Annotated in this window: 23 protein-coding genes and 2 pseudogenes; 6 read left to right on the top strand and 19 right to left on the bottom strand. The window is 60.0% G+C overall.

Annotated elements, in window-relative coordinates; genetic code table 11:
* Positions 1 to 481 precede the first annotated feature (481 nt).
* Both HFO71_RS28540 and HFO71_RS28535 read left to right on the top strand, forming a co-directional pair.
* Positions 482 to 664, top strand: coding sequence for a hypothetical protein (locus HFO71_RS28540; RefSeq protein ID WP_025397998.1), 183 nt, complete (start codon positions 482 to 484; stop codon positions 662 to 664).
* Positions 665 to 691: 27 nt separating this feature from the next.
* Positions 692 to 851: pseudogene (locus HFO71_RS28535) on the top strand (ribosome small subunit-dependent GTPase A); the annotation flags it as partial.
* A gap of 85 nt (positions 852 to 936) precedes the next feature.
* Here the strand turns inward: HFO71_RS28535 and HFO71_RS35990 are convergent.
* Positions 937 to 1182 carry a hypothetical protein gene (locus HFO71_RS35990; RefSeq protein ID WP_077980722.1) on the bottom strand — a complete coding sequence of 82 codons (246 nt, stop codon included), beginning with the start codon at positions 1180 to 1182 and terminating at the stop codon, positions 937 to 939.
* A 501-nt stretch (positions 1183 to 1683) separates the two neighbouring features.
* Between HFO71_RS35990 and HFO71_RS28530 the strand changes: the two are divergent.
* A pseudogene (locus HFO71_RS28530) lies at positions 1684 to 2357 on the top strand (DUF1206 domain-containing protein).
* A 168-nt stretch (positions 2358 to 2525) separates the two neighbouring features.
* Positions 2526 to 2738, top strand: a complete 213-nt coding sequence (locus HFO71_RS28525; protein ID WP_276522913.1) for a DUF2391 family protein — start codon at positions 2526 to 2528, stop codon at positions 2736 to 2738.
* A gap of 52 nt (positions 2739 to 2790) precedes the next feature.
* Here the strand turns inward: HFO71_RS28525 and HFO71_RS28520 are convergent, their stop codons facing one another.
* Together HFO71_RS28520 and HFO71_RS28515 are read right to left on the bottom strand one after the other, a co-directional pair.
* Positions 2791 to 3009 (bottom strand): hypothetical protein, encoded by a 219-nt coding sequence (locus HFO71_RS28520; RefSeq protein WP_003547964.1) that lies wholly within the window; start codon positions 3007 to 3009, stop codon positions 2791 to 2793.
* Between the two features lie 60 nt (positions 3010 to 3069).
* The gene (locus tag HFO71_RS28515; protein ID WP_221959925.1) at positions 3070 to 3915 is read right to left on the bottom strand and encodes a pirin family protein; all 846 of its coding nucleotides are present in this window, start codon (positions 3913 to 3915) and stop codon (positions 3070 to 3072) included.
* A gap of 266 nt (positions 3916 to 4181) precedes the next feature.
* On the opposite strand from HFO71_RS28515, the gene HFO71_RS28510 reads away from it, so the two are divergent.
* Together HFO71_RS28510 and HFO71_RS28505 are read left to right on the top strand one after the other, a co-directional pair.
* Complete coding sequence (locus HFO71_RS28510) at positions 4182 to 4664, top strand: DMT family transporter (protein WP_131640574.1); 483 nt, start codon at positions 4182 to 4184, stop codon at positions 4662 to 4664.
* The gene (locus tag HFO71_RS28505; RefSeq protein ID WP_131640575.1) at positions 4661 to 5101 is read left to right on the top strand and encodes a DMT family transporter; all 441 of its coding nucleotides are present in this window, start codon (positions 4661 to 4663) and stop codon (positions 5099 to 5101) included. The genes HFO71_RS28510 and HFO71_RS28505 overlap by 4 nt, the downstream gene beginning before the upstream one ends.
* 107 nt (positions 5102 to 5208) lie before the next feature.
* Here the strand turns inward: HFO71_RS28505 and HFO71_RS28500 are convergent, their stop codons facing one another.
* The 16 genes from HFO71_RS28500 to HFO71_RS28425 form a co-directional block, all read right to left on the bottom strand.
* Complete coding sequence (locus tag HFO71_RS28500) at positions 5209 to 6369, bottom strand: amidase family protein (protein ID WP_168256105.1); 1161 nt, start codon at positions 6367 to 6369, stop codon at positions 5209 to 5211.
* Positions 6370 to 6381: 12 nt separating this feature from the next.
* Entirely contained in the window at positions 6382 to 7089 is a 708-nt protein-coding gene (locus HFO71_RS28495; RefSeq protein ID WP_131640577.1) for an ABC transporter ATP-binding protein, read from the bottom strand.
* A complete protein-coding gene (locus HFO71_RS28490; protein WP_168287204.1) occupies positions 7082 to 8839 on the bottom strand; it encodes a branched-chain amino acid ABC transporter ATP-binding protein/permease in 1758 nt (585 codons plus the stop codon). Before HFO71_RS28490 ends, HFO71_RS28495 begins: the two co-directional genes overlap by 8 nt.
* A complete protein-coding gene (locus HFO71_RS28485) occupies positions 8832 to 9665 on the bottom strand; it encodes a branched-chain amino acid ABC transporter permease (RefSeq protein ID WP_131640579.1) in 834 nt (277 codons plus the stop codon). Before HFO71_RS28485 ends, HFO71_RS28490 begins: the two co-directional genes overlap by 8 nt.
* Before the next feature lie 51 nt (positions 9666 to 9716).
* Complete coding sequence (locus HFO71_RS28480) at positions 9717 to 10865, bottom strand: substrate-binding protein (protein WP_221988742.1); 1149 nt, start codon at positions 10863 to 10865, stop codon at positions 9717 to 9719.
* Positions 10866 to 10894: 29 nt separating this feature from the next.
* Positions 10895 to 11740, bottom strand: coding sequence for a nitrilase family protein (locus HFO71_RS28475; RefSeq protein WP_221988741.1), 846 nt, complete (start codon positions 11738 to 11740; stop codon positions 10895 to 10897).
* Positions 11741 to 11928: 188 nt separating this feature from the next.
* Positions 11929 to 12552, bottom strand: a complete 624-nt coding sequence (locus HFO71_RS28470) for an ANTAR domain-containing response regulator (protein WP_221988740.1) — start codon at positions 12550 to 12552, stop codon at positions 11929 to 11931.
* A gap of 1 nt (position 12553) precedes the next feature.
* On the bottom strand, positions 12554 to 13687 hold the full coding sequence (locus HFO71_RS28465; RefSeq protein ID WP_221988739.1) for a transporter substrate-binding domain-containing protein: 1134 nt from the start codon (positions 13685 to 13687) through the stop codon (positions 12554 to 12556).
* Between the two features lie 145 nt (positions 13688 to 13832).
* Positions 13833 to 15281: a M20 family metallopeptidase gene (locus HFO71_RS28460; RefSeq protein WP_221988738.1), complete on the bottom strand. Its 1449-nt coding sequence runs from the start codon at positions 15279 to 15281 to the stop codon at positions 13833 to 13835.
* A 132-nt stretch (positions 15282 to 15413) separates the two neighbouring features.
* Complete coding sequence (locus HFO71_RS28455; protein WP_221988737.1) at positions 15414 to 16958, bottom strand: ABC transporter substrate-binding protein; 1545 nt, start codon at positions 16956 to 16958, stop codon at positions 15414 to 15416.
* 24 nt (positions 16959 to 16982) lie between these two features.
* The gene (locus HFO71_RS28450; protein ID WP_131640586.1) at positions 16983 to 17846 is read right to left on the bottom strand and encodes a serine hydrolase; all 864 of its coding nucleotides are present in this window, start codon (positions 17844 to 17846) and stop codon (positions 16983 to 16985) included.
* Position 17847: 1 nt separating this feature from the next.
* Complete coding sequence (locus HFO71_RS28445) at positions 17848 to 19476, bottom strand: ABC transporter ATP-binding protein (protein ID WP_221988736.1); 1629 nt, start codon at positions 19474 to 19476, stop codon at positions 17848 to 17850.
* Positions 19473 to 20291 carry an ABC transporter permease gene (locus HFO71_RS28440; RefSeq protein WP_221988735.1) on the bottom strand — a complete coding sequence of 273 codons (819 nt, stop codon included), beginning with the start codon at positions 20289 to 20291 and terminating at the stop codon, positions 19473 to 19475. The genes HFO71_RS28445 and HFO71_RS28440 overlap by 4 nt, the downstream gene beginning before the upstream one ends.
* Positions 20288 to 21232, bottom strand: a complete 945-nt coding sequence (locus tag HFO71_RS28435; protein ID WP_221988734.1) for an ABC transporter permease — start codon at positions 21230 to 21232, stop codon at positions 20288 to 20290. Before HFO71_RS28435 ends, HFO71_RS28440 begins: the two co-directional genes overlap by 4 nt.
* A gap of 178 nt (positions 21233 to 21410) precedes the next feature.
* A complete protein-coding gene (locus tag HFO71_RS28430; protein WP_221988733.1) occupies positions 21411 to 22316 on the bottom strand; it encodes a LysR family transcriptional regulator in 906 nt (301 codons plus the stop codon).
* A 37-nt stretch (positions 22317 to 22353) separates the two neighbouring features.
* Positions 22354 to 23328, bottom strand: a complete 975-nt coding sequence (locus HFO71_RS28425; protein ID WP_221988732.1) for a LysR family transcriptional regulator — start codon at positions 23326 to 23328, stop codon at positions 22354 to 22356.
* Positions 23329 to 23359: the final 31 nt, after the last annotated feature.

Here is a 23359-nt window from a genome sequence, read left to right as displayed (position 1 = left end):
GTGTCTCGATCGCCTCATATCGAAGTTTCTCGCAGGCATCGGCCGCATTCGAAATCAGCTCACGCAGAAACACATCTCTATCCGAATAAACGGAGTGGACCATCATGTGCAGAAGGCGGGCAACGTCAGCCTCAAAGACGTGGCTTTCAGCAGTCTGTTCTGCAATCTTTGTCATGTGCTCGGGTTCTCCAGGAAAGCGAATTAGCGCCGATCAAATGGCGAAACAGGTTTGAAAAATCAAGGTGGGAACAGCCCTGATCGTGATGGAATCGCGAGCCGACCGATCCTCGCAACGTCTCTTCGAGAACCGCCTGGCGAACGCGGGCTCCAGAAGGCGTTAGCGCCCTTCACCGGAGCGGTGCAGTGTTCCGACACATCGCCGTTGCCTCCATCAACCGAGCCATCATGGGAACTCGCAGCTAGCGCCTTTGTTAATGCCGTAATGAGCCCAATGATCGAGCAAACATGAAAGGAGCCGCGTGTGGACGAGGACAGTAAGGCCCAGTTGGCTATCGAAGGGGCGGACAAAGAGCTGAACCAGGCAAAGAAGAACCCTCAAGCCGGGCCACATGCTCAAGATCATCTGACCGACGAGAGCAAAACGCCAGGCGCCGGAACATTGCCGGAGCGGGATGAAGAGACGGTCACGCCGGGATCCGGCTGATAGTACCAAAACCAATCTGGCCGCTGTGCCCATGAACCTGGGTGCGCGGTCCAGGCAGCTGTCGCAAGCGGTGCTCTGGTCGCCGATCGCCTGGTGCTGGCGAAACCTGCTTGCCGAAAACCGCGATCGAACACCGGTTGTGAGCGGACCCCGCGGCAACAAGATCGTTCGCAAGAAGAAATATTGAAAGTGTTGAGGTTTGGGACGGTGCTCATCGGCGTCAGCCATGATCCGCCACCTGAATTGGTTGGGCTGTCGAATAAGGGCAGCGCTCAATGATTGCGTTTGTGGTCAAGTAGACCCTGCAAGCGGCCGCTCCCGCTTGTGAGGGATATGTCTTTGAACAACCGCGATATGAGGCGGGGTCGCAAGCCTTGCCTCTCATCGATGAGGAGGAATGACATCCTCTTTATCTCGATCGTGATCACGCCTGCATTGTCATGGCGACGATAATTCCCGGAATCCATCGCATGGAATCCATTTTCCACCGCCCAGGCGGCTATCATATCCGCGTTCATCAAGATCCTGCTTTAGGAGATGCGGACGTGCTGTCTCTAGCTGTCCTGCTCGCGCAAATCGCTTCGCAGTCTTACGGATACCGCAGCTGAATCGCTCTAATCCAGCCAAATCCGTCCAAGATTACAGTTCCCGCTCAGGTGTTGCGAGAAAGACTCGAAACAATCATTGTAAATCGGCACGACTCAGCCGAGGCCCCGCCCGCTTAGTGCTCTCGAAGGGATCTAATTTCGAACTGTTGCGGGACATCGACCGAAATAGTGTCCCGAGCATTGCTCACCCCTCATCGACAGTGTGTTGCATAACATTGCGCAAAGGGTGGTCGACGAATCGCCATCGGCAACAAAGCTGCTACATCGTTGATGTCGACATCGACCGTCTGGCGCCGAGAGTCAAAATTGCGACAAAAGCTCGAGGCGCTTGCCTCCTATAAGACATTCATCGCGGAGAAGTCGGAACTGTTTTGCTGGGCACTCGTTAGAAAGCGCGGCGGGGAACCAGAGATGACCAGATCGAAATTTGAATGGCCTGCGCGGGCCGGATATAGCGCCCGAGGTATTGTGTTTTTGCTCGTTGCTGCGCTGGCAGTATTTTCGAGCTTCGGCGGCGGTAAGGCCGATACCAAATCAGCGCTCGACGCTGTTTTGGAGCAGCCATTCGGCCGGCTGTGGCTGGGCTTGATAGGGCTCGGGCTACTCGGCTTTGTAGCATGGCGGCTTGCCCAGTCCATCGCAAACGCAGACAACCATGACCACAGTGTGAAAAGCTACCTGATCCGTGCCGCCCTCCTCGGGAGCGCCGCGACGTATATGGGGTTGGCGGTATATGCCTTTCAGGAATCCTTTGTCGCGGCGATTTGAGCGATATCTCACGCTCGGTCAAAGCCGACCTCTGTTATTGGTTTGCGTCTATGGGCTTGTTTCCCGTGGGATCGTTTTCGTGATCGTCGGCATCTTCTTTTGCTATGCGGCCTTCACCATTGATCCGGGCCAGGCGGGAAGCATAAGCGATGCATTGGCCTTCGTGAGACAGCTTCCTTTCGGAGCTGTTCTCTACCTCGTCGTGGCTATCGGCTTGGCTGCGTTCGGTATCTATAATTTGGTCGAGGCACGATATCGAACCGTGTCGACACCAAAACTCTCGATGGTACTCGGAACTGGCAGGATCTCACAACTAAGAAGCAATTGAGACAAGTGATGTCAACCGTGATGTCCATGACGGCTTTGACTTCGGCGGCTCTGGTGCTCGTGCGTCCAACCCGCGCTTCTGCAGCGAGCGCTTGCGTTTTGAATGCCGCGGCATCGGTTTACGGGTGGTGGGACTTTTTCATTTAGGGGGATCAAACTTGAGTGCCGCGACCACGCGCCAGGATTTCAATAGCAGCAGATTTTTTTCAGGCATCGCGCGCGGTATTGCTGGAGCATTGCTTTTCGCGCTGCCCATGTTCATGACCATGGAAAGGTGGGAGCTCGGCTTCTACATGGACCGCAGCCGTCTGTTTCTCTTGTTGATCGTCAATATTCCCCTTCTTAGCACGCCGCGCGAGGCCGTTCGGTAACTGATAGCCGGCGCTCCGACAGGAGACGTCGTTATTCTCGGAGTTCTTTCGGTCAGGCCGTTCGTCCAAGGGTGGAAAGTGCATCCTGCAGTCTAAGCGCAGCTAGCGCCTCGGTTGCTTCATCCGAAGACCATCCCGCTTCCAGCGCCGCAGACAGGACCAGCGATTCCGTTTGAAGCTCGAGCTTCTCATAAAGCGGCTCGATGGCTTCGCGGGCTGTTACAACGTGCTGGTCTGGTGGGGTGATGGGTGTGGCGGCAACCGTAGGCATGAAATGCTCCTCCTATTGAACGCTAAGGTTCGAAACCCGTTAGGGGCATCCTTGTTCCATTCATATCGCCTTTTCGGTCTTCGAGCGGCGATGCGAAAGATGACGACGCCAGATATGGCGAAATTTCCTCCATCGCAGGAACGCGCGAATAATGATTGCCGGCGGGATCTTCTTGTGGTCGCCGACAGTTCCCTGCCTGGTGATAGATGCGTTCGGGTCGAGCAGAAACGCGACCAACGTGCTTGCACTCTGCGCCTCTACTTCGAGCTTGTCATCCGATAAATGCAGCCCCTGCTCCCCTTCTGCAAAGGTCTGGGTATCGACGACAACGAAACCGCTAAAGACATAGAAATAGAGCTCTCGGCCGTGTTTCTGCGGGAATTCCACCCGTATACCTGCGTCTAGCCGCATGTCGAAGATGTCGATCGCGCTTCGGACATAGAAGGGGGCGCCCTCTCCTTCCGGCCCGACCAGGTGTCGCCAGACGTTTGCAGCAGCAGCTGGCATCGGCCCGTGCTGGATCCTTGGCTCCAGATCGACCGCATAAGGGCGAACGAGGATCTGCAGCATTCGCAGAGGCGGGTCGGATGCCAGCGTCTCTTCGGAATGCCAAAAGCTTGCTCCGGCATTCATCACCACCAGATGCTCACGGTCGATCACCAACCGGCCAGCGGCCTTGTCGTCGTGACGCATGACGCCTTCGTGCACCCAGGAAATAATCTCGTCGTTCCGGTGCTCGTGCATGGCGATCTGGCGGCCAGGATCGAGGATGGATTCAACGACCATGGCGAGAGGGCCGTGGCCGTGATCGGTCGGCTTCGGCTTCAACCAGCCCGGCATGTTGACATGTGCGACGAAGCCTCCGGCATCCCGCACCACGAATGTTCGTTCGCCCTTGATCAGCATCGCATCCTCCATGCTTGCAAGGTAGTGACGACACACCCGGCCATTAGCCATCTGCTGGAAGGGCGCGTCAATGGAAAGGATGTTTGTCGGACCACGATTGACGCCGGGCAGGAAATCCGCTGAGACGTACCGTCCTAATCAGGAACCATGGTCGACGCATTCGTCCAGGCGAATGCTGCAGCGTCCTTTGCGCGTCTAAAATACGCGGCGCTGTAGTGGCAATTTGAAAAATATCGGGCGCAATCGATTCTTTGACGGGATCTGCAATGACCACCGAAGCACGTAATTCGCATCCCATCTACTTCATCGGAGCTTTTGCCACGGGCGGGCTCCTGACTTTCATGGTGCACCTCAACGGCGAGTTGGCCCGTTATGGCAATCCCCTGTTCTCATCTTGGGCGGCGCACGGCACAGGCATCATCGCAGCTGTCATTCTTCTCCTGGTGGTCCACCGCCGGCGCACGCCGTTGGTAGGTAAAGCGCCCAATGCACCTTGGTGGGCTTATCTCGGTGGGATATCCGGCGCTGCAACGGTTATTCTGACCTCGACCGCGGTCAACTCACCGCTCGGGCTCTCCGGCACCTTGGCTTTGGGTTTGGCAGGCCAGGTCGCCTTCAGCGTCGCGGCCGACAGCTGGGGACTGTTCGGTCTGCCAAAGCGGCGTCCAGATACACAAGACATCGTAGCGCTCGGCTTGGTCGTCACGGGGGCTGCGCTCATCATCCTGTTTGGGCGAGGTGCGGCGTGACAGTGTTCATTCTCCTGGCCTGCCTGGGCGGTGTGCTCGTCGGCCTCAGTCGTCAGCTCAATGGGCGGTTGAGCATATCGACCACGCCGCTGATCGCATCCTTCTGGAACCATGCCATAGGCTTTGCTGCCCTCACCTGCCTTGGTCTCGTTGTCGGAGGTCTGCTTCCCGCGGGTGCTGCCGAGGCGCCTTGGTATGCCTATCTGGGTGGTCCTATCGGCGTCATCTTCGTGGCGGCGGGCAGTTGGGTCATTGCTCGAATCGGAGCGGTGAATTCGGCTCTGCTGATCATCGGTGGCCAGATGGTAACAGGGGTAGCGTTTGATTATATCAGCGCCGTTCCAGCATCATTTTGGGCGAACGCGGCCGGAATTGTTCTCATCGTCGGCGGAATGATGGTCAGCCGGAGACGACGCAAAGCCGGCGGCTCGCAATAGCCAAGCGCCGTGCTGCGATTACGCTGCCCTTGCGACCGGGCAATTTCATCGGCCGGTCGCAAGGGGCGGATGGACGGTGGGGAATGGCTCCCCCCGCATCTGCTCGTTCACTCAGCCGTTAATTGCCGGGCCACATTCATAAGCATCCTGTCGGCGCTCCTTGCGCCGAACAAGGAAAGCGAAACATTTCCCGCGCAATTGACAATGGGGAAAGCCAGTTGTGGGCAACCGCCAAGGCCCGAGAGACACAAAAGCTTGATGCAGGCGGAACGAAATGCGGCAAAGCGTTCCGGTTCTGCATCGCGCCTTGGCGGGTTCATGGCCAAGGTCGGAAGAGCGACAACCACATTTTCACGGAGCAACGCGTCGATCTCCGCGGAAAAAAGTTCGCGGATACTGCCTGCCTCACGCACCTCTTCGTCGTCCAGGCGAGATCCTGACAGAAGACGCGCCGCAATATCGGGCGCAATGGCTTCAGGGCTCCGCTCGAAGAGTGTTCGGTTGCTTTCCCAGGCTTCCCTTTGCAGGATGGTGATGAACGCCAAAGCAAGATCGGAAAGGCTGACCGAGGCGATAGTATTGGTCCTGCGAACAGGCATGCCCGCTGATCGAAGGCTGGCGATCATCTCGTCGGCGACCGCGTCATTAATGGTTGCAAAGATATTCTCGGCAATGAGAATAGATGATGGTTGGTCATTTGCCGCGGACATCCCGACGGCGCTCATCACCGCAGCCATTGGTTCCAGGCTTCTCGTCATGAAGCCCGGCACGTCGAAGCTTGGCGCCAGCGGACGCAGCGCCCTGTCGTCGAGGCTTCCATGTGTCGGCCGCCAGCCGATGAGGCCGTTGACGGCGGCGGGCAGACGGATGGAGCCGGACGTGTCTGTTCCAAGGCCGATATCGGCGAAGCCTGCGGCAACCGCGACGGCTGAGCCCGACGACGATCCGCCGGGAATGAGGTGGGGATCGAGCGGATTGATCGGCATGCCGAAATGGATGTTGCCGCCGATCAGGGAATAGGCGAGCTCATCCGTATTGGTTTTGCCGACGAAACAAGCGCCGGCATCAAGTAGCGTCTGGACCAGGGGCGCCGTTGATGTCTTGATGCCGGAGGCAGCAAGCACCGCGGCATTGCCGGCCGCGGTCGGATAGCCGGCAACGTCGAAGAGGTCCTTGACCGCCAGGCGAAGGCCGGAAAGCGGACCGACCGCCGGGTGCCCGACATCCGCATCCGGATAGGGCATGAAAGCGTTCCATGGGTCCCGCACTTGCCCCGCTCCTTAAATCTTCAGATGTTGCAGGACACGGCTGCGGCTATCGGGACCATTGGGGCTTTCGTCTTCGATCGCCCCCAGTTTGAGAACGGCCCAGCGGTCCGCCACCGAAAGGGCGAAATCCAGGTTCTGTTCGACGAGAAGAATGGTCGTGCCGCGCTTTTCGCGGTCGTCCCTCAATGCTTTGCCGATGTTCTGGACGACGGAGGGCTGCAGGCCCTCGGAGATTTCGTCGATCAGCAGCAGTTTTGGACGCAGCATCAGCGCCCGCGCCAGGATCAGCATTTTCTGCTCCCCGCCCGATAGCGTGCCGGCCTTCTGTGCCAGCCGGTCCTTCAGGAACGGGAAATAACCGTAAACCCGCTCCAGTGCGGATGTCAGATCCCGATCGCCCTTGAGCGCCAAGCGCAGATTGTCGCGGATGGAGAGATCCTGAAACAACGGCAATTCCTGAGGAGCGTAGCCGATGCCGGAAGCGATCAGCTCCGCGGGCTTCCTGTCGGTGATACCAGCACCGTCCACCTCGATCTTGCCTTTGCCGACACGCAGGAAGCCAAGGATCGTCTTCAGCAGCGTCGTCTTGCCCATACCGTTCTTGCCCATGAGAGCGAAGATCTCGCCCGGCCGGATGGCGAGCGACACGCCATTGACGACATCGACCGTGCCATATCCGCTCGATACGCCGCTGAGCTTGAGTTTGAACGCGTCAGCCATGGGCGCCTCCTGCGTAGATGGTGCGAACCGTTTCGGAATTGACCACGTCATTCACCGTGCCGTCGAGAACGAGCTTGCCGTGGTGGAGAACCACGATGCGGCTCGATATGTCGCGCACGAAATCCAGATCGTGTTCGACCAAGATGGCGGCGAAACCCATTTCGTCCGTCAGTTTCTTGAGGATGGTTCCGATGGTCATGCGCTCGGTCTTGGTAAGACCCGCAGTCGGCTCGTCGAGAAGAATGATTCGTGGTTCCAGAGCGACGACCATCGCCAGTTCGAGAGCCTGCCTTTGACCGTGCGACAGCAGCGACACCGGCTTGTCCAGCATATCCGCCATGCCGGTGAGCGTCAGGATGTCGGCTGCCGCTGCCGGCAGCACGATCTCGCCATGCGATCGCATCGCGTTAGGTCTCTCGCGGCTGAAACGCGCCATCTTGAGGCATTCGCCGATGGTCATGCTGTCGAAGATGCTGGCAACCTGAAATTTTCGGCCGACGCCGAGGGCGACGATCCGTTCGGGTGCACGACCGGCGATATTCGTGCCGATGATGTCCACCTGACCTTCGATCTGCTGGGTACCGTCCGACAGACAACGCATCAGCGTGGTCTTGCCGGCGCCGTTGGGGCCGACCAGGCTGACGAGTTCGCCGGCGCCGATTTCAAGGTCGATGCCCTTGAGCACGGAGAAGCTGCCGTAGGACTTGCCGAGACCGCGGATCGACAGAAGGCTTTTGCCTGCCAGGGCACCATCCTTGGCGACGATGCGCGTTGACAAGGATTTCAGTGTGCTGCTGGAGTTCGCCGACTGCAGGAAACGCGTCACCAGGGAGGCGAGGCCGCCCGGCAAAAGAATGATCATGGCGACGAAGAGCGCGCCGATGATCAGTTGCCACAGGAAGGGCAGATCGCCCGAAAGGCTGGCGCTCAGATAATCGATGCCGATTGCGCCGAACAAGGGTCCAATAATCGTTCCCCGGCCACCGAGCGCCGTCCAGACGACGAGTTCGGTTCCGAATACGAAGCCGGTGTTCTCAGGTGCGACGACACCGGATGCGTTGGCAAAAAGGAAGCCAGCCAGGCCGCATACGCCAGCCAGAACGCCCGTCAGGACGATCTTCAGCCGGGCGGGGTTCATGCCCAGATAGGCAACGCGGGCTTCATTGTCGCGGATTGCGACGAGCAGACGGCCGGCGTCCGAACGGACGAAGACGATGGCAAGAACGGCCAAGACCAGCAGGCACGCGCCCGACAGACGGAAATAGCCGGGAAGCCCGAGCGGGAGGGTTTCGTAACCGACAAGGCCGCTCGAGGAACCGGTCCAGGTACCGCCGGAAAAGATGAGTTGCGTAACGACGATCGGCACGACGAGCGAGATCACGGTGGCATAGAGCGGTGTCGATCCGTGATAGAACGACAGCCAGCCGACGGCGAGGCCAAGCACGAGCGGAACGAGCACGGCGGCGACAAGGGCGACGACGAAAAGCGCCGGGCTTGCGCCGATATGGGTGAGAACCATGGCGGTGGCATAGGCGCCGACGCCAAAGAATGCAGCCTGCCCGAAGGTGAGAACACCCGTATAGCCCCACAGCAAGTCGACGGTGATCGTCAGCATGGCGTAGATCATCGAACGCGTCAGCACGTTGAGGCTGAAGCGGCCGAGAAACATCGGTCCGAAGACGATCAGCAGGAGAGCTGTGAGCGCCAGCGCCAGAAGAAGGACAAGTCGGAGTTTTTGTCTGTCACGCACGGGCAAATCCCTTCGGACGTATGCGCAGGGTGATGGCGCAGAGGACGGCCACGGTGATGCCGCCGAGGATTGGGCTGAAATAGGTGCTGACGAGCACCTGAGCGGCCCCGAAGATGAGGCAGGCGGCAGCAAGCGCAGTGAAAGAAGAGCCTGCGACCATCACCAGCATGAAGGCGCCCGTCAGCCAGGCGACGCCCATATTGGGATCGACGCTGGTCAGCGGCGCGAGCAGTACGCCGGCAAGGGCCGCAAGGCCGGTGCCAATCATGAAGGTCGCGAGCCGCACCTTTTCGGTATCGATACCGAGTCCGCGCGCCAGCGTTTCATTCATGATGACTGCCCGGGCGGAAAGGCCAAGCCTTGTCCCATCGAGCAGCAAGGTGAAGCCGAGTCCCAGACCGACTGCCGCGACAATGGCGAAAAGACGGTAGGCCGAGTAGCCGGTGCCAAAGAGATCGAAGGTGCCGGGCAGCAGCGCCGGCGTGAACTGCACGTCGCGGCCAAACCAGAGCGTGATCAGCTGGCCGATGACGATGCCAAGGCCCCAGGTTGCAAGAATGGCGTCGAGCGGGCGGCGATAGAGAGGCCGCACGATGAACCGTTCGGCAACACCGCCGAGGATGGCTCCGACCAGAAACGCGAAGGGAATGGCAAGCCACGGATTGAGGCCGACCCCGCTGACGACGACAGCGCAGTAAGCCCCGATGGTCAGCCATGCGCCATGCGCGAAATTGATGATCTTCAGCACGCCGAAGATCGCAAGCAGCCCGGCGGCAACGATGAAGAGAATGGCCGCGGTGCTGACAATATCGAGAAAGAGCGTCATTTCTAGAACTCCGATGCTGGAGGCGGGGCACCCTGCCCCGCCACGCTGGTTTCAGAGATTCGGGCACTGATCGCCGGGATCGACGTCCTTGAAGCTATCGACGACTGCAACGCTGCCATCGTCCTTTACCTGGCCAAGATACATCGTCAGCGGCGCGTGGTGCTGTTTGTTCATGGAGATCTTGCCGCGCGGACCGGTGAAGGATACGTCAGGGAGGGCTTTGAGCACGTCCGCCGTATCCGTGCTGCCGGCCTTTTCGACGGCTGCCTTGTAAAGGTAGATCGCTTCATATTGCGGCACGGAAAGATCGTTCGGCGTGCGCAGTTCCTTGCCGAACTTCTTGTCCATGGCCGAGAGAAAAGCCTTGTTTTCCGGGCTGTCGATGCCGGTGACGTAGGATGCCGAGAGGAAGATGTCCTTGGCATCCGCGCCCATGCTCTTGGCGGTCCCTTCGTCAACGGCGAGATTGCCGTAAGGCAGGGTGACGCCAGACGAGCGCAATTGCTTGGTCAAGGTCACGTTCGGTGCGCCGCCGGCTGTCGAGGTGATGATGGCGTCGGCGCCGGAGGAGCGGACCTTGGAGATGATGGCCGTCCAGTCGCTGCCGTCCATCGGCAGATATTCCTCGCCGACGATCTGAGCGCCGGCCTTTTCGATATAGCCCTTGGCGAAGGTCAGCATGCCGCGTCCGAAAGCGTAATCCGAACCGATCAGGAAAAACTTCTTTGCGCCCTGTTTGCTGATAAAATTGTCGACGACAGGCGGCACCTGCTGTTCAGGAACCCAGGCATCGACGAAAAGATTGGCATTGCAGGATTTGCCTTCGTAGAACGACGTGTAGATGTATGGCACGTCACCCTTGGAAATGATCGGCAGCCCGGCATTGCGCGCAGCGCTCGTCTCCATCGAGATGACGACGTTCACCTCCTTCTGAAAAATCAGGGAATCGAAGGCCTTTTGCGCGCCGGCCGCCCCTGATGCGTCGTCGGCGATCTCAAGCTGCAGAGGCCGCCCGAGCACGCCGCCTTTGGCATTGATCTCTTCGACGGCAAGCTCGGCAGCTTGGACGACGGACGGCGCGACCACGCTATTTGCACCAGACAGCCCGACCGGCACGCCGATCTTGATCGGTTCCTCGGCGAAAGCTGCGGTGGCGAGTGCCGCAGATGCCAGCGTCAGGATTATGGTTTTCATTTGCATTTTGTTCCCCTTTCTTGAGTGGGTCGTTGTTACCCGTAGACATCGGCTCGGCGGTCGCCGAGCAGATGATTGAAGCTGTTCAGCGTGCGGGTTTCCGTCACGCTCGACAGATCGATTTGCGCAAGGAGGATCTCCTCGCGATCGGCACTGGCCGGACCGGATACGGGCCAGCCTTGCGGGCCGACGATAAGGCTGCGGCCGATGAAGGACTGGCCGCGCTCGATGCCGATCCGGTCGGCGCAGGCAATGTAAAGACCATTGGTGTGGGCGGCCGCCTTGTGCAGGATATTGGCCATCGGCTCGGGAACGCTTTCCGCACCGGCCATCGGTACCCAGTTGGTGGGGACGCAGACCAGGTCGGCGCCGGCCAGGGCCAACTGACGAAACGTTTCCGGAAACCACCCGTCGTAGCAGATAGCGATGCCGATACGGCCGAAGGGCAGGTCGAATACCGGCAGCCCGAGATCGCCTTTTCTGAAAAGGCGGGTTTCGTTGTTCCACAGATGAAGCTTGCGGTATTTGCCGATATATCCCTCGGGGCCACAGAGAAGAGCGCTGTTGTAAAACCGGTCGCCATCCTGCTCGGCAACGCCGCTGACGACGTAAAGGCCAAGCTCCCCCGCAAGACGGCAGAGCGTCTCAGCACTCGGGCCGCCGGGTACCGGGCCGGCCAATGCCGCAACCTCGTCGCCGTCACGGAAGTTATAGCCGCTATCGGCGAGTTCCGGCAGAACGACGATCTCCGCGCCCCTGGTCTTTGCCGACCTCACCAGCCGATCGATAGCCGCAAGATTACCGGCGCGATCACCGACGATCGGTTCGAATTGGACGGTTGCGACGGTTACCGTCCGTGCGGCTGAGGTCTTGACGGTCAATCTTGTCTCCAAACGCAAAAAACCTCTGGCACGGAATTCAATCCGTGAACCAGAGGCTACATAGCCATGATGTGAATGCGGCAGCCCTGCCGCCGAGCAAACCTGCTCGTTGTCTTTAGGCTTGCACGAAAGAATGTGACCGTCAAGCCGCTTTAGCAGGCATTTTCAGGGTGCACAGGTTCGGCGACTTAAGGTTGAGTTTTTGCGCCGATGGAAAGTCCGAGGCTTTTCATGGTGTCTTGCGCGGCAATGATGGATTCGGCAATCGTCGCCATCGGAACGCGCTTTGACGTCGCCTGATCGCGCAACAGCTTATAGGCCGCCTCCTCGTCAAGACCATTCATCACCTGCAACGCCGAAACGGCTTTTTCGACCAGCCGGCGACTTTTCAAGGTTTCCTCGAGTTTCTGCACCTTGCCGGCGAGCCGTTTTTCGTAGCTATGCCGATAACGTGCAAGCGCAAATTGCGTCAGGATGCCGAGCGGCCGCAACGGTTTGCTGATAACGCCGTGGGCATTGAGATCGATGATCGCCTGGAGAGCGGTCGGGCTCTCATAGGTTACGATGGCGATGATCGCCGTCTGCTGGAGGTCGATGATCTCAAGCGCGTGCTCGACATGCACATCCTCGACGTGCAGGAATACGGTGTCTACGTCAGGAGGCAAGGCTGGCGGAAGCGGCCAGATCGCCCGGACCTCGCAGCCAAGGCGCTTGAGGTGGGCGATCAGCACGTCGCCGTCCTCGTCGCGCGGATGGACGACCAGAACGCGTGCGCGCCGCAGATCCTGAACGATCCTGCTCGGTCCCGCCATCTCAGGCCTCCAGCCAAACGTCTTCGAACCGCGAAGCCGTCAGGTAGGGATCCGGCCGGATCGGGCCAGGCGCCTGCCAGGCAATGTCGAAAAGTCCATCGGCGCGCGCCACGCCAATGCGGGGATGCAGCCAGAGGTGGCGGGTATCGGCGTCGAAATTGATCCGGCCCTCCGGAGCAAGAAAATCTTCCAGGAGAATTTCTTCGGAAATGCGATGGGTTTCAAGCGAGCCGGCCCGGGCAAGCGCGCGGGCGAAAAGGTGAACCTGCGCATAGGCCGGCTGCGACCAGACGCTCGTGGTGAAGTCCTGACCGAAGCGGGCTTTGAATGCCCCTACGAAGCGCTCATTCGCCTCGTTCTCCACCGTCTGGAAATAGGTCGCCGAGAGAATATGGCCGGTGCAGGCGTCGGCTCCGATCTCGCGAATCTCGCTCTCGGCCATGGTAAGACTGGCAATCGGGACGCGCGTTCGATCGATCCCGGCCTCGGCATACATGCGATAAAAACGCTGCGCCGGCCGGCCGATGATCGTCGAGAAAATGGCATCGGGCTTGAGACGGACGATATCGGAAATAACCGAACGCAAGGTTTGTTCGTCGGCATGAAGAGGAAGATATCGCTCGCTGACGACTTCACCGCCCTTTGCCTCGACCACGTCCCGCATCACCCGATTGGATTCGCGCGGATAAATATAATCCGCACCGACAAAGAGGATCCGGCGTCCATGGTGGCGGAGAAGGTATTCCGCGAGCGCGAAAGTATTCTGATTGAGGGTGGCGCCGGTATAGACCACATTCTCCGAATATTCGAAACCTTCATACATCGACGGATAAAACAGCAGTCCGTTGTGCCGCTCGACGATCGGCAGGACCGCCTTTCGGCTGGCCGACATCGACGCACCGAAAATGATGTTGACGTCGTCATCGGCCAGAAGTCGCCGTGCCAGATTGCGATAGGCGGTTTGATCCCCGCCCGGATCATAAGCAATCGGAACGATGGGCTTGCCGAGCACGCCGCCCGATGCATTGACTTCCTCGATCGCAAGTGCGGTGCCAAGAAAGTGCTCGGTTTCCGTAATTTCGCTAATTCCGCTTCTGGAAAACAGCACTCCCACCCGCCATTCGGAGCTTGTCATCTTTGCCTTTTCCGAGGTGTTGGAGGTTCGAAAGCGGTGAATGCCTCAGTTCCGCGCTTTCGACTTCCATACCCTTAGTGCTTTTTCATGGGATACTGCAAGCGGGTGCGATGCAGGTCGCTGTCACAGTAGACGCAGACGGGTACTACCGGCTGTGAACCGTCGCGGGCATCACATCGTCGGGGATCGGGCACACATAGGCTTTGCCGCTGGTCTTTTCCCGCCACTCGGCCTTCGCGGCTGCCAGAAGGTCGGATGACGACATCAGGGCGAAGCCCGTCGTGGCAAGCGTCTTGGCCGCATGCGCCATGGCTTTGTGTGCGGCCGGGCTTTTTCCCTGCGCGACGACCTGCCAGGTATGGGGATTGGTGCCGATTGCCCAGGCTGGCGCCCAGCATTGCGCGGTCGGCGTCACCCAGCTGACATCGCCGACATCGGTCGATCCGGCCCGAAAATGCGATTGTCCCTCGAAATCGCGCAGACCGGTGTGCAAGGGCGTCGAGCCATCGACCTTGGCGTTGGAGAACACATCGCCCTTGATCTGATAGAGGCGGATGCTGCTCCGGATCGCTTCGGGTGTGAAGGTATCCTGGATTCTCTTGGCGAAGGCGATGTCGGCCTCGTCGAAGGCTATCGGCCCGAGCGCGACCATATTCTCGTGCATCGCCGTTTCGAGCGTGATGTTGGGAAGAAGGTTCGTCGAGGCCGTATCGAACACGATCTCGACCGCGGTTTCGGTCATCATCGCCGCACCGCGTGCAACTTTCTCGACGCGCCCGGCAAGCTCAAGCGCCTGCGGCATGTCAGGCGCCCTGATCAGATAGAGAACCTCGGCGCTGGCCTGCACGACATTGGCGGCCCTGCCGCCGGCGTCGGTGATCGCGTAGTGAACGCGACAATCCTGCGGCATGTGTTCGCGCAGGAAATTGACGCCGACATTCATCAGTTCGACCGCATCGAGCGCCGACCGGCCGAGATGGGCGCTGTTGGCAGCATGGGCCGCGACACCCCTGAAGCGATAGTAATATTCGAGAACGGCAAGATTGTTCGTCGAGCGAACACCGTTGAACGGAGCCGGATGCCAGGTCAGGGCGGCATCGACGTCATCGAATGCGCCGGCACGAACCATGAAGGTCTTGCCGGAACCGCCCTCTTCTCCTGGGCAGCCGTAATAGCGCACCGTTCCGGGCAGCTTGTTCTCCTTGAGGTGGCGGGCAAGCGCAACCGCCGCCATCAGCGATCCGACGCCAAGCAGATTGTGCCCGCAGCCGTGACCGGTTGCTCCCGCCGCCTCGGGAAGAGGCTCGGCCAGGTCGGCGGTCTGGCTCATTCCGGCCAGGGCATCGAATTCGCCGAGGAAAGCAATCACCGGCTTGCCGCTGCCGGCTTGGCCGATGAAGGCCGTTTCCATGCCTGCGACGCCGCGGCGCACGGCAAAGCCGTTTTCCTCGAGCGTCCTTGCCAGCAATTGCGACGAGCGCCGCTCCTCGAACTTCAACTCTGCGAAATTCCAGATACTGTCGCTGAGGGCAGTATAGTCCGGCTTCATCTTTTCGATCGTCGCGGCAATGGAGCTGATCGCGTCAAGATTCATGGTATTCCTCGCTGTCTGCCCCGCCGCCACAGGGATGTGTTGCACCGGACCCGGCAGACTGCCTGCCGGATCTCCTGTTGACTGTCGAAACGGGATGGCGGCGCCCGACCCACCGGGCGCGGCAGTTCAGGCTCAATTGTCGAGCGAAACTTCCCAAAGACGGGCATTCGATTGCCAGACGGGCTGGCCCTTCAGCTTCTTGGTCGCGCCCCAGACATCGACCATGTCATAGAGAAAGATGCCCGGCATTTCCTTGAGCATCAGCGTGTGAAACTCGTCGAAAATCGCCTGACGCTTCGTCTGGTCGGGTTCCGCATAGGCGGCCTTCATCAGCTCGACGGCCTTCGGATCATCCCACATCAAGGACGCATTCTTGTCCTTGTTGCCGACATAGAAACCGTACATCAGCGCCGGATCGAGGCGCGGTGCGACCGATTGCGAGATGATCTGGTAGTTGCCGGACCGGCGGCGGTCGACCTGCGTCGCATAGTCGAGTACCTCTATCTGCACATTGAGACCTGCCTGCTGCATCATGGCCTGCGCCATCACCGCGGCCGGGAAGCTCGGCACGTTGCTGCGCTTGTTGGCGATGATGGTAATCGGCTCGCCCTTGTAGCCGGCCGTCGCAAGCTCTTTCTTCGCGGCCTCGATGTCGTAGGGCAGACGCTCCTTCTGGACATCGTCGAAATAGAGCGAGTCTTGCGAAACCATCGAACCGTTGGCTGCGCCGGTGCCATTGGAGGCGGCCTCGACGAGCTGGTCGAGATCGAGCGCCATCGCCATGGCGCGGCGCACGCCGGGATTGCTCAGAACCTTGTCGCGCGTCTGGATGTAGAAGAGGTTTTTGCCGTTGTTGCGGGCCACGATCAGCTGCATCGTGTCGCTCGTCTTGAATTCGGGAATGAGATCCGGCGAAATCTCCGCGGTATCGAGCACGCCGGACTGAAGGCCGGCCTTTACGGTCGATGCATCGGGAATGACCATGAACTTGATGCCATCGACGAGAGGGCGCTTGGAGCCGACCATGCCGTCGGGCTTGCCGGCATTCTCTGGCGAGATATAATCATCGAACTTGGCGAGATGGATATACTCGCCCTTCTTCCATTCATCCCATTTGAAGGGACCGGTGCCGATCGGCTTGACGAAGCTTCCGTCCGCGCCGACCGATTCCGGGGAGATCATCCCGGTGTAACCGCATTCGGGGCGCGACATCAGGCCAAGGAAAACCGCGGATGGCTTTTCCAGCGTGATGGTGACGGTGGAAGCATCGACTGCCTTAACCCCGGTAACATGTACGCTGCCGCTGCCGTCGAAGTCAGGAAGGCAGGTCCATTTCGTTTCGGGCTTGAGATAGCGGTTCCAGTTCCACACGACGTCATCGGCGGTCAATGTCTTGCCGTTGTGGAATTTGACGTCGTCCCGCAGTTTGAAGCTGTAGGTCAGCCCATCCGCCGAGACTTCGAAGGTCTTTGCCAGCAGCGGCTTGACCTCGCCGTTGTTGGCATAGCCGACGAGCCCCTCGACGATATGCAGGATGACGCCATCGGTATTGCCGTCGCGATTGACGCCCGGATTGTTGCTGCGCAGATCGGAACTTTGAGCCACGACGATGTCGCGAGCGTCGACCACGCCGGTCATCGCCATCAACATGGTGCCTGCAAGAAGAAGCTTGTGCATTGTTCTACCCTCTTTTTACGATCTTTAGGATTGGAATTCATCCCAGCAGGCGCGTGAAAGCCTGCCGATGGTTTCAAGCGCAACCGTGTAGCCGGGGGTGCCGTCCGGCATTTCCTGCGGCACGTCGTCGGTAAAGGCGGCGATGATGAAGAAGGGGGAGCCGTCGCGATAGACGATACCGGCATTCATGCGGCCGCGCTTTCCTGTGCCGCCCTTGTGGGCGACGAGCACACCGAAGGGCAGCCGGGAAGGAATGGCATAACGCAGGATCTGGTTCTTCAGGGTTTGAAGCGCGTAGGCGCAAAGCGCCTGCGAGCAGCCGAGCCGGTCCGCGGCTTCCTGCGAATCCTGCGCATCCAGGATGGTCTGCAGCAGATAGACCTGATCCCGCGCCGTCGTCGTGGTGACGGCCTTCAATGAATGATCAGGCGACAGCGCCAAGGGAGGGATGAGGAAGCGATGGTTGGTGCCCGTCATGCCGATCGACTTGCAATAGCTGTCGACCTCTTCGAGCGTCAGCCTTTCGAAGACCATCTTGGTGCAGACATTGTCGCTCAGCACCATCATGCCGGTAATGGCGTCGCGCAGCGATATGACGATACCAGGCGTCAGATAGCGGAACATCCCGCTCGCCACTTCCTCGGCGAAACGTTTTTCGTAGGTGATCCGTTCGTCGAGGTCCAGGCGGCCTTCATGCGCGGCCTTCAGGGCCGCCATCATGATCGAGGTCTTTCGGGTGCTGGCGGAAGGCGTTTCCTCGTCCGCACCCCTGCCGATCGTTTCGCCGCTGCCAAGCGCACGCACCATGAAGCGCGTTACGAAGGGCTGGGCATCGCAGATCGCGTTCAATCGCTCCGCGAGCTTTCCGGTTTCAATCATCGTCGTCATATCAGTTCTCCAGGCGCCATTTGAGGATCACGCCGCCCTGAGCATTGTGGTCCAGAGCGGGGATGGCCGAGAGAAGCCTTTGCGTATAGGCCTCCTTCGGGCTGTCGAAAACCGTATCGCGGTCGCCTTCCTCGATGATCCGGCCGTCCTGCATGACGACGACGCGATCGGCCACCTGTTCGACCACGCCGAGATCATGGCTGATGAACAGGCAGGAAAAGCCGTAGCGTTTTTGCAGATCGGACAGGAGTTCGAGCACCTGCGCCCGGACCGTCACGTCAAGTGCCGATACCGGTTCGTCGGCGATCAGGAATTTCGGCCGGCGCGCGATGGCGCGGGCAATCGCCACGCGCTGCCGCTGGCCGCCCGAAAGCTCATGCGGGTAGCGCCCGGCATAGTCGGACCCAAGGCCGACTTCCTCCAGCGTCTCCAGCGCGCGCTTGCGCTTAGCCATGGAGTCGAGATCGGGAACGAGCCGCAGCGCTTCTTCCACGAGCGCGAGGATGGTCATGCGCGGATCGAGCGAGGAATAAGGATCTTGAAACACCATCTGGCAATTCAGCCGATAGTCCATCCAGTCGGCGGCGCGGCTGCGTCCCTTGAACCGGATATCGCCTTCGCTCTCGCGGACCAGTCCGGCAATGGTGCGGCCGAGCGTGGTCTTGCCGGAACCCGAACCGCCGACCAGGGCCACGACTTCGCCCTCGTGGATATCGATGCTGACGCCATGCAGCGCCCGTTTCGGCGTTGCCTTCTTCATCAGCGACCGCCGGCCCGGATAGTCGACGACGATATCGCGCGCCGAGACCATCGGCGCCCTGGTCTTGTCGATCGTCCGCGTCTCTCCGCGGAACGGCAGGGAGGAAAGCAGTTTCTTCGTATAGGCACGCTGCGGTGCGTGGAGCAGATCGGCGGTGCGTCCTTCTTCGACGATCACGCCCTTTTCCATGACGACGATGCGGTTCGTGTAACGGGCAACCATCGGCAGGTCGTGACTGATCAGGAGCACGGCGGTGCCTTCCGCCTGTGTCAGTTCCACCATCAATTCCATGACATCGCGCTGGATCACGGCATCGAGCGCCGTCGTCGGCTCGTCGGCGATCAAGAGAGCCGGTTTCAAGAGCATCACCGATGCCAGCATGATGCGCTGGCGCATGCCGCCTGAGAATTCATGCGGATAGGACGTGAGCGCCCCGGCGGGGTTGCGAATCCCGACCCGGTTCAGCATGTCGAGGATCCGGCTGCGCCGGTCTTCCTTCGAAAGTTTCGTATGCAGCTGCAAGCCTTCTTCGAGTTGGCGGCCGACGGTCATCGAGGGATTGAGCGAGGTCATCGGCTCCTGGAAGACGACACCGATTTCCGCACCACGCAATTGGCGCAATTGCGCGTCGTTCATGGAAAGCACGTCGCGTCCCTTGTAGGCAACGGAGCCGCCGAACACCTTGATGGGTGCCGGCAGCAGCGAGATCAGGGCGCGTGTTGCCAGCGTCTTGCCCGATCCGCTTTCTCCGACGATGCCGAAGATCTCGCCTGGCGCGATGTCGAAGCTGACGCCCTTGACAACCTGCACACCGGTCCCAGTCACCTGAAGCCACAGGTTGCGGACATTCAAAAGCGTACCATTGGTCATTTCAGCCCCCTCATCCGCGGATCAAGCTTGTCCCGAAGAGCGTCGCCCAGAAGATTGATGCCAAGGAGCGTCAGGGCGATCGCCAGGCCCGGGAAGAGACCCAGCCAGACAGCCTGCTCGATGAATGGTCGCCCGGCAGCCAGCATGTTGCCCCAGGTCGGCGCCGGTGGCGGAACGCCGAGGCCGAGAAAGCTGAGCGCGCTTTCCGAAAGGATCGCCCAGCTGAACATCGAGGTCGCCAGCACGGTGATCGGCGCGATGCAATTGGGGAGGACATGGCGGAACATGGTGTAGAGCTCGCCATTGCCCATCACCTTGGAGGCCTCGATGAATTCCCGCTCGCGCAGCGACAGGACGGCGCCCCGGACCACGCGGGCCATGGATGGAGAATAGGCAATGCCCAGCGCGAAGATGATGCCATATTGATTGGCGCCGAAGACGGCGAGCAATCCCAGCGCCAGAAGGATGCCTGGAAAGGCGAGAAGCGCATTGTTGACGGCCATGATGACGGCATCGATCCAACCGCGGGCGTAACCGCTGACGAGACCGATCAGCGTGCCGCAGACCGTCGCGAATGTGACCGTCAAGGTGCCGATCCAGACGCTCGCCCGGGCGCCGACGATCAGGCGGCTGAGCACGTCGCGGCCGAATTCGTCGGTTCCGAGCCAGTGGGCGCTGCTGGGTGCCGCCAGCCGTGCGGTGAAGCCGAGCTTCATCGGATCATAGGGAGTCCAGAAAAGGCCGATCGCAGCGGAGATGAGCAAGGCGGCAATCAGAATGCTGCCAATGAAGCCGTTGAACGTGACGTTTTTCATCCGGCGACTACCCGCGGATCGAACAACGGATAGAGCAGGTCGACGACCAAATTGACCAGCACATAGGAAAGCGAGACGAACAGCAGGCAACCCTGGATCACGGGGTAGTCGCGAGCAAAAATACTGTCGACCATCAGTCGCCCGAGCCCCGGAATGGTGAAGACCGTCTCGATGACGGCAATGCCGCCGAGCAGATTGCCGAGGATCAGACCGATGACTGTCCAGGTCGGGCCGAAGGCATTCTTGAAGGCGTGCCGCCAGAGGACGGCGCTCTCGGAAAGCCCCTTGGCCCGGGCGTGGGTGATATAGTCGAGACGTAGCACTTCCAGCGTCGAGGCGCGTGCCATGCGGATCAACACACCCATCTCGTGAATGACCAGGGTCATGATCGGCAGCACGAGGTAGAGCAGGCCGCCGGTGACGTTGCTGCCGATCGAGACATAGCCAAGGACCGGTAGCCAGCTGAGTTTCAAGCCGAAGAAAAGGAGAAGCAGGAGGCCGAGCCAGAATGTCGGGATCGACAGCAGGATCGTGGCCGTGCCGACCAGCGCAAGGTCCGTCAGACTGTTCTGTCGCCAGGCGGCGATGACACCCGCCGGCACGGCGATGAGGCTCGCGAGAAGAACGGCGACCACGACGACTTCAGCGCTGACCAGAAAGCGCGATGCGACGAGCGGCAGAACCGGCTCGTCATTGACGATCGAGCGGCCGAAATCACCCTGGACGACATTGGTGGTCCAGATCAGGAACTGTTCCGGCAGCGATTTGTCGAGGCCGAGTTCCGAGCGCATCGCCGCGATCTGCTCCGGCTCGGCCATATCACCCAGCATCAGCGCCGCCGGATCGCCGGGTATGAAGCGGATCAGCGTGAAGACGGTCACCGAAACGAGGACGATCGTCGGCAATGCCATCAACAGGCGGTTCAGAACGAATTTCAGCATTTTTGTTCCCCGCGATTGGCGACGGACAGTGCCCGGCGCCATCGGTTTCGTTGCCGCAGACTATGATTGAATGAAGAAATATCCGCAATATTATGCGATTCCGTCATAAGTCTATGCGGAATATGGCCGCAACCAAAACGGCTGTCTTGGCGTAAGGGTTCAGGATAAAAATTTGATTTTAAACGTCTTTTTGCGAAAGCCGGATCTGTCGCTTCAAAGCATCGCTGAGAGCATGGGCGGCAATCGAGAGTGGCGTCCCGACCGCCCTCGCCAATCCGAATTCCTGGGTCGCGCGTGGCACGAAAGGACGGTGAACCACCGGCAGGTGGCGATAGAGATTCGCATAAAAGCTGCTGATTATCGTGACACCCAGGCCATGCGCGACGTAGGAACAGGCGGAGCTGTTGGTATGCGTCTCGATCTTGACGATCTGCTTGACGCCGGCCCGCCGGAAGGTCTGGTCGAGCGCCATGCGGTTCGGCCGTTGGCGGCCGATCAGAATGAGGGGCACGTCGCGCAAATTCCTGACTGTGATTTCCTCCAGTTTCGCAAGAGGATGATCCTTCGGAACGACGCAGACGCTTTCGCCGGTGGCGACCCGCTCGACCTCGATGCCCGGTCCGCTCTCGCCCTCCATCCGCAGAAACCCGAAATCGATCACCCTCTGCTCGACGAGCTTGTTGATCGCGGTCGTCGTCTCGAAGAAGGTTTCGATCCGCACACCGGGGAAATCGCTGATGTAATCGGCCAGCATCGCCGGCGCGAAATGCTCCCACATGCTGCTCGGCAGGCCGACGCGGACGATCTCCGGGCCGGCGGCGCCGCTTCTTAAGTCCTCAGCGTGGCCCGACATCCGATCGACCGCGAGCAAGATGGTCTCGGCATCGCGGGCAAGAAGCAGAGCCTCGGGGGTGGGGATGAGACGGCCTTTGTCGCGCACGAAAAGCGACATCGAAAGGTCTGCCTCGAGCTGCTGGAGGAGGCGGCTGACGCCGGACTGACTGAGCCCCATCGTCTTGGCCGTGGCAATCGTCGACCCCGTCGCCAGAAGCGTGCGCAGGACTTCCAGTTGTTTGATATTCATGCGTTTGCGATCCCCCGGGACGGTTCAGGCACCGTCATCATGCCCAGTCCGAAATGCTTTGAAGGAAGAGGCTGGCGGCCTTGGGCATCGGAAATTTCTCTCCGCTGATCAGCGCGTAAGCAACCGGCAGTTCCGGTTCGAGCGGAATGAACTGCAGCGGCAGCGTCGCATATTCGCGGGCGATGATCTCGCCGACCAGCGCGATGCCGAGACCCTGCGCGGCCAGCGCGCAGGCACTCGCCACCGAATGCGCTTCGAGCAGGGGGCGTTGGCGGATGCCGGCCTTGTAGAACAACGCCTCAAGCTCGTGGCGAACCGGTCGCTCCCTGTTCAGCATGATAAGATCCTGCCCCTTCAGGTCGGCGACCGACAATTGGCGGCTGCCGGCCTTGGGATGATCCTTGTGCAGGGCGCAAATGACCCGCGACGACAGGATCTTCTCCTGTTTCAATCCCGGGCTCATCAGCGGCAGACGCGCGAAGCCGAGATCGGCCTCGCCGTCGGCCACCATCCGTTCAATTGCCAGATAGCTGCCGGATGCGACTTCGACGCGCATTGGACCATTCGCCGCGAGAAAGTTCTTCACGAGCTTCGGAATGCGCGTCGAGGAAAGACTGGAGGGAAAGGCGAGCCGCAGCATGATCTCGCGCGACCGACCGCTCTCGAGCTCCATCGCCGCCGTTTTCAAGGCGCGTAGCCGGTCGGAAATGGCACGGATTTCCGGGCCGAGCTGCAGCCCCTCGCGGGTCGGTTGCAGCCGGTTCTTTTCCCGGTCGAAAAGCCGGACGCCGAGATAGTCTTCCAGTTGCTGCAACAAACGACTGGCGTTCGATTGCGAGATCCCAAGCTCGACGGAAGCGGCAATCGTCGAGCCCGTCGCGGCGATGGCGTCATAGGCTTCGATATGCTTCAGGCTGATCGCCGCACTCGTGTCTCGCGCCATTCTATCTCCAATGTCGATAGCCCTACCCGCAAACCGCATAAGATTGCGGACCTGCGGAAAGTTGAACATTTTCCGCTGAGAACCAAACTCACGGGAAGAC

This window comes from Rhizobium laguerreae, from assembly GCF_019778565.1.
Lineage (GTDB): Bacteria > Pseudomonadota > Alphaproteobacteria > Rhizobiales > Rhizobiaceae > Rhizobium > Rhizobium laguerreae.
Note: the sequence above shows the minus strand (reverse complement) of the source record. Positions and strands in the feature narration are given on the sequence as shown.

Coding starts and splice junctions, on each gene's coding strand:
- HFO71_RS35990 (WP_077980722.1), bottom strand. CDS start 1,182: ATGAACGCGGATATGATAGCCGCCTGGGCGGTGGAAAATGGATTCCAT.
- HFO71_RS28520 (WP_003547964.1), bottom strand. CDS start 3,009: ATGCCTACGGTTGCCGCCACACCCATCACCCCACCAGACCAGCACGTT.
- HFO71_RS28515 (WP_221959925.1), bottom strand. CDS start 3,915: ATGCTGATCAAGGGCGAACGAACATTCGTGGTGCGGGATGCCGGAGGC.
- HFO71_RS28510 (WP_131640574.1), top strand. CDS start 4,182: ATGACCACCGAAGCACGTAATTCGCATCCCATCTACTTCATCGGAGCT.
- HFO71_RS28495 (WP_131640577.1), bottom strand. CDS start 7,089: ATGGCTGACGCGTTCAAACTCAAGCTCAGCGGCGTATCGAGCGGATAT.
- HFO71_RS28485 (WP_131640579.1), bottom strand. CDS start 9,665: ATGACGCTCTTTCTCGATATTGTCAGCACCGCGGCCATTCTCTTCATC.
- HFO71_RS28480 (WP_221988742.1), bottom strand. CDS start 10,865: ATGCAAATGAAAACCATAATCCTGACGCTGGCATCTGCGGCACTCGCC.
- HFO71_RS28470 (WP_221988740.1), bottom strand. CDS start 12,552: ATGGCGGGACCGAGCAGGATCGTTCAGGATCTGCGGCGCGCACGCGTT.
- HFO71_RS28465 (WP_221988739.1), bottom strand. CDS start 13,687: ATGACAAGCTCCGAATGGCGGGTGGGAGTGCTGTTTTCCAGAAGCGGA.
- HFO71_RS28460 (WP_221988738.1), bottom strand. CDS start 15,281: ATGAATCTTGACGCGATCAGCTCCATTGCCGCGACGATCGAAAAGATG.
- HFO71_RS28455 (WP_221988737.1), bottom strand. CDS start 16,958: ATGCACAAGCTTCTTCTTGCAGGCACCATGTTGATGGCGATGACCGGC.
- HFO71_RS28450 (WP_131640586.1), bottom strand. CDS start 17,846: ATGACGACGATGATTGAAACCGGAAAGCTCGCGGAGCGATTGAACGCG.
- HFO71_RS28445 (WP_221988736.1), bottom strand. CDS start 19,476: ATGACCAATGGTACGCTTTTGAATGTCCGCAACCTGTGGCTTCAGGTG.
- HFO71_RS28440 (WP_221988735.1), bottom strand. CDS start 20,291: ATGAAAAACGTCACGTTCAACGGCTTCATTGGCAGCATTCTGATTGCC.
- HFO71_RS28435 (WP_221988734.1), bottom strand. CDS start 21,232: ATGCTGAAATTCGTTCTGAACCGCCTGTTGATGGCATTGCCGACGATC.
- HFO71_RS28430 (WP_221988733.1), bottom strand. CDS start 22,316: ATGAATATCAAACAACTGGAAGTCCTGCGCACGCTTCTGGCGACGGGG.
- HFO71_RS28425 (WP_221988732.1), bottom strand. CDS start 23,328: ATGTTCAACTTTCCGCAGGTCCGCAATCTTATGCGGTTTGCGGGTAGG.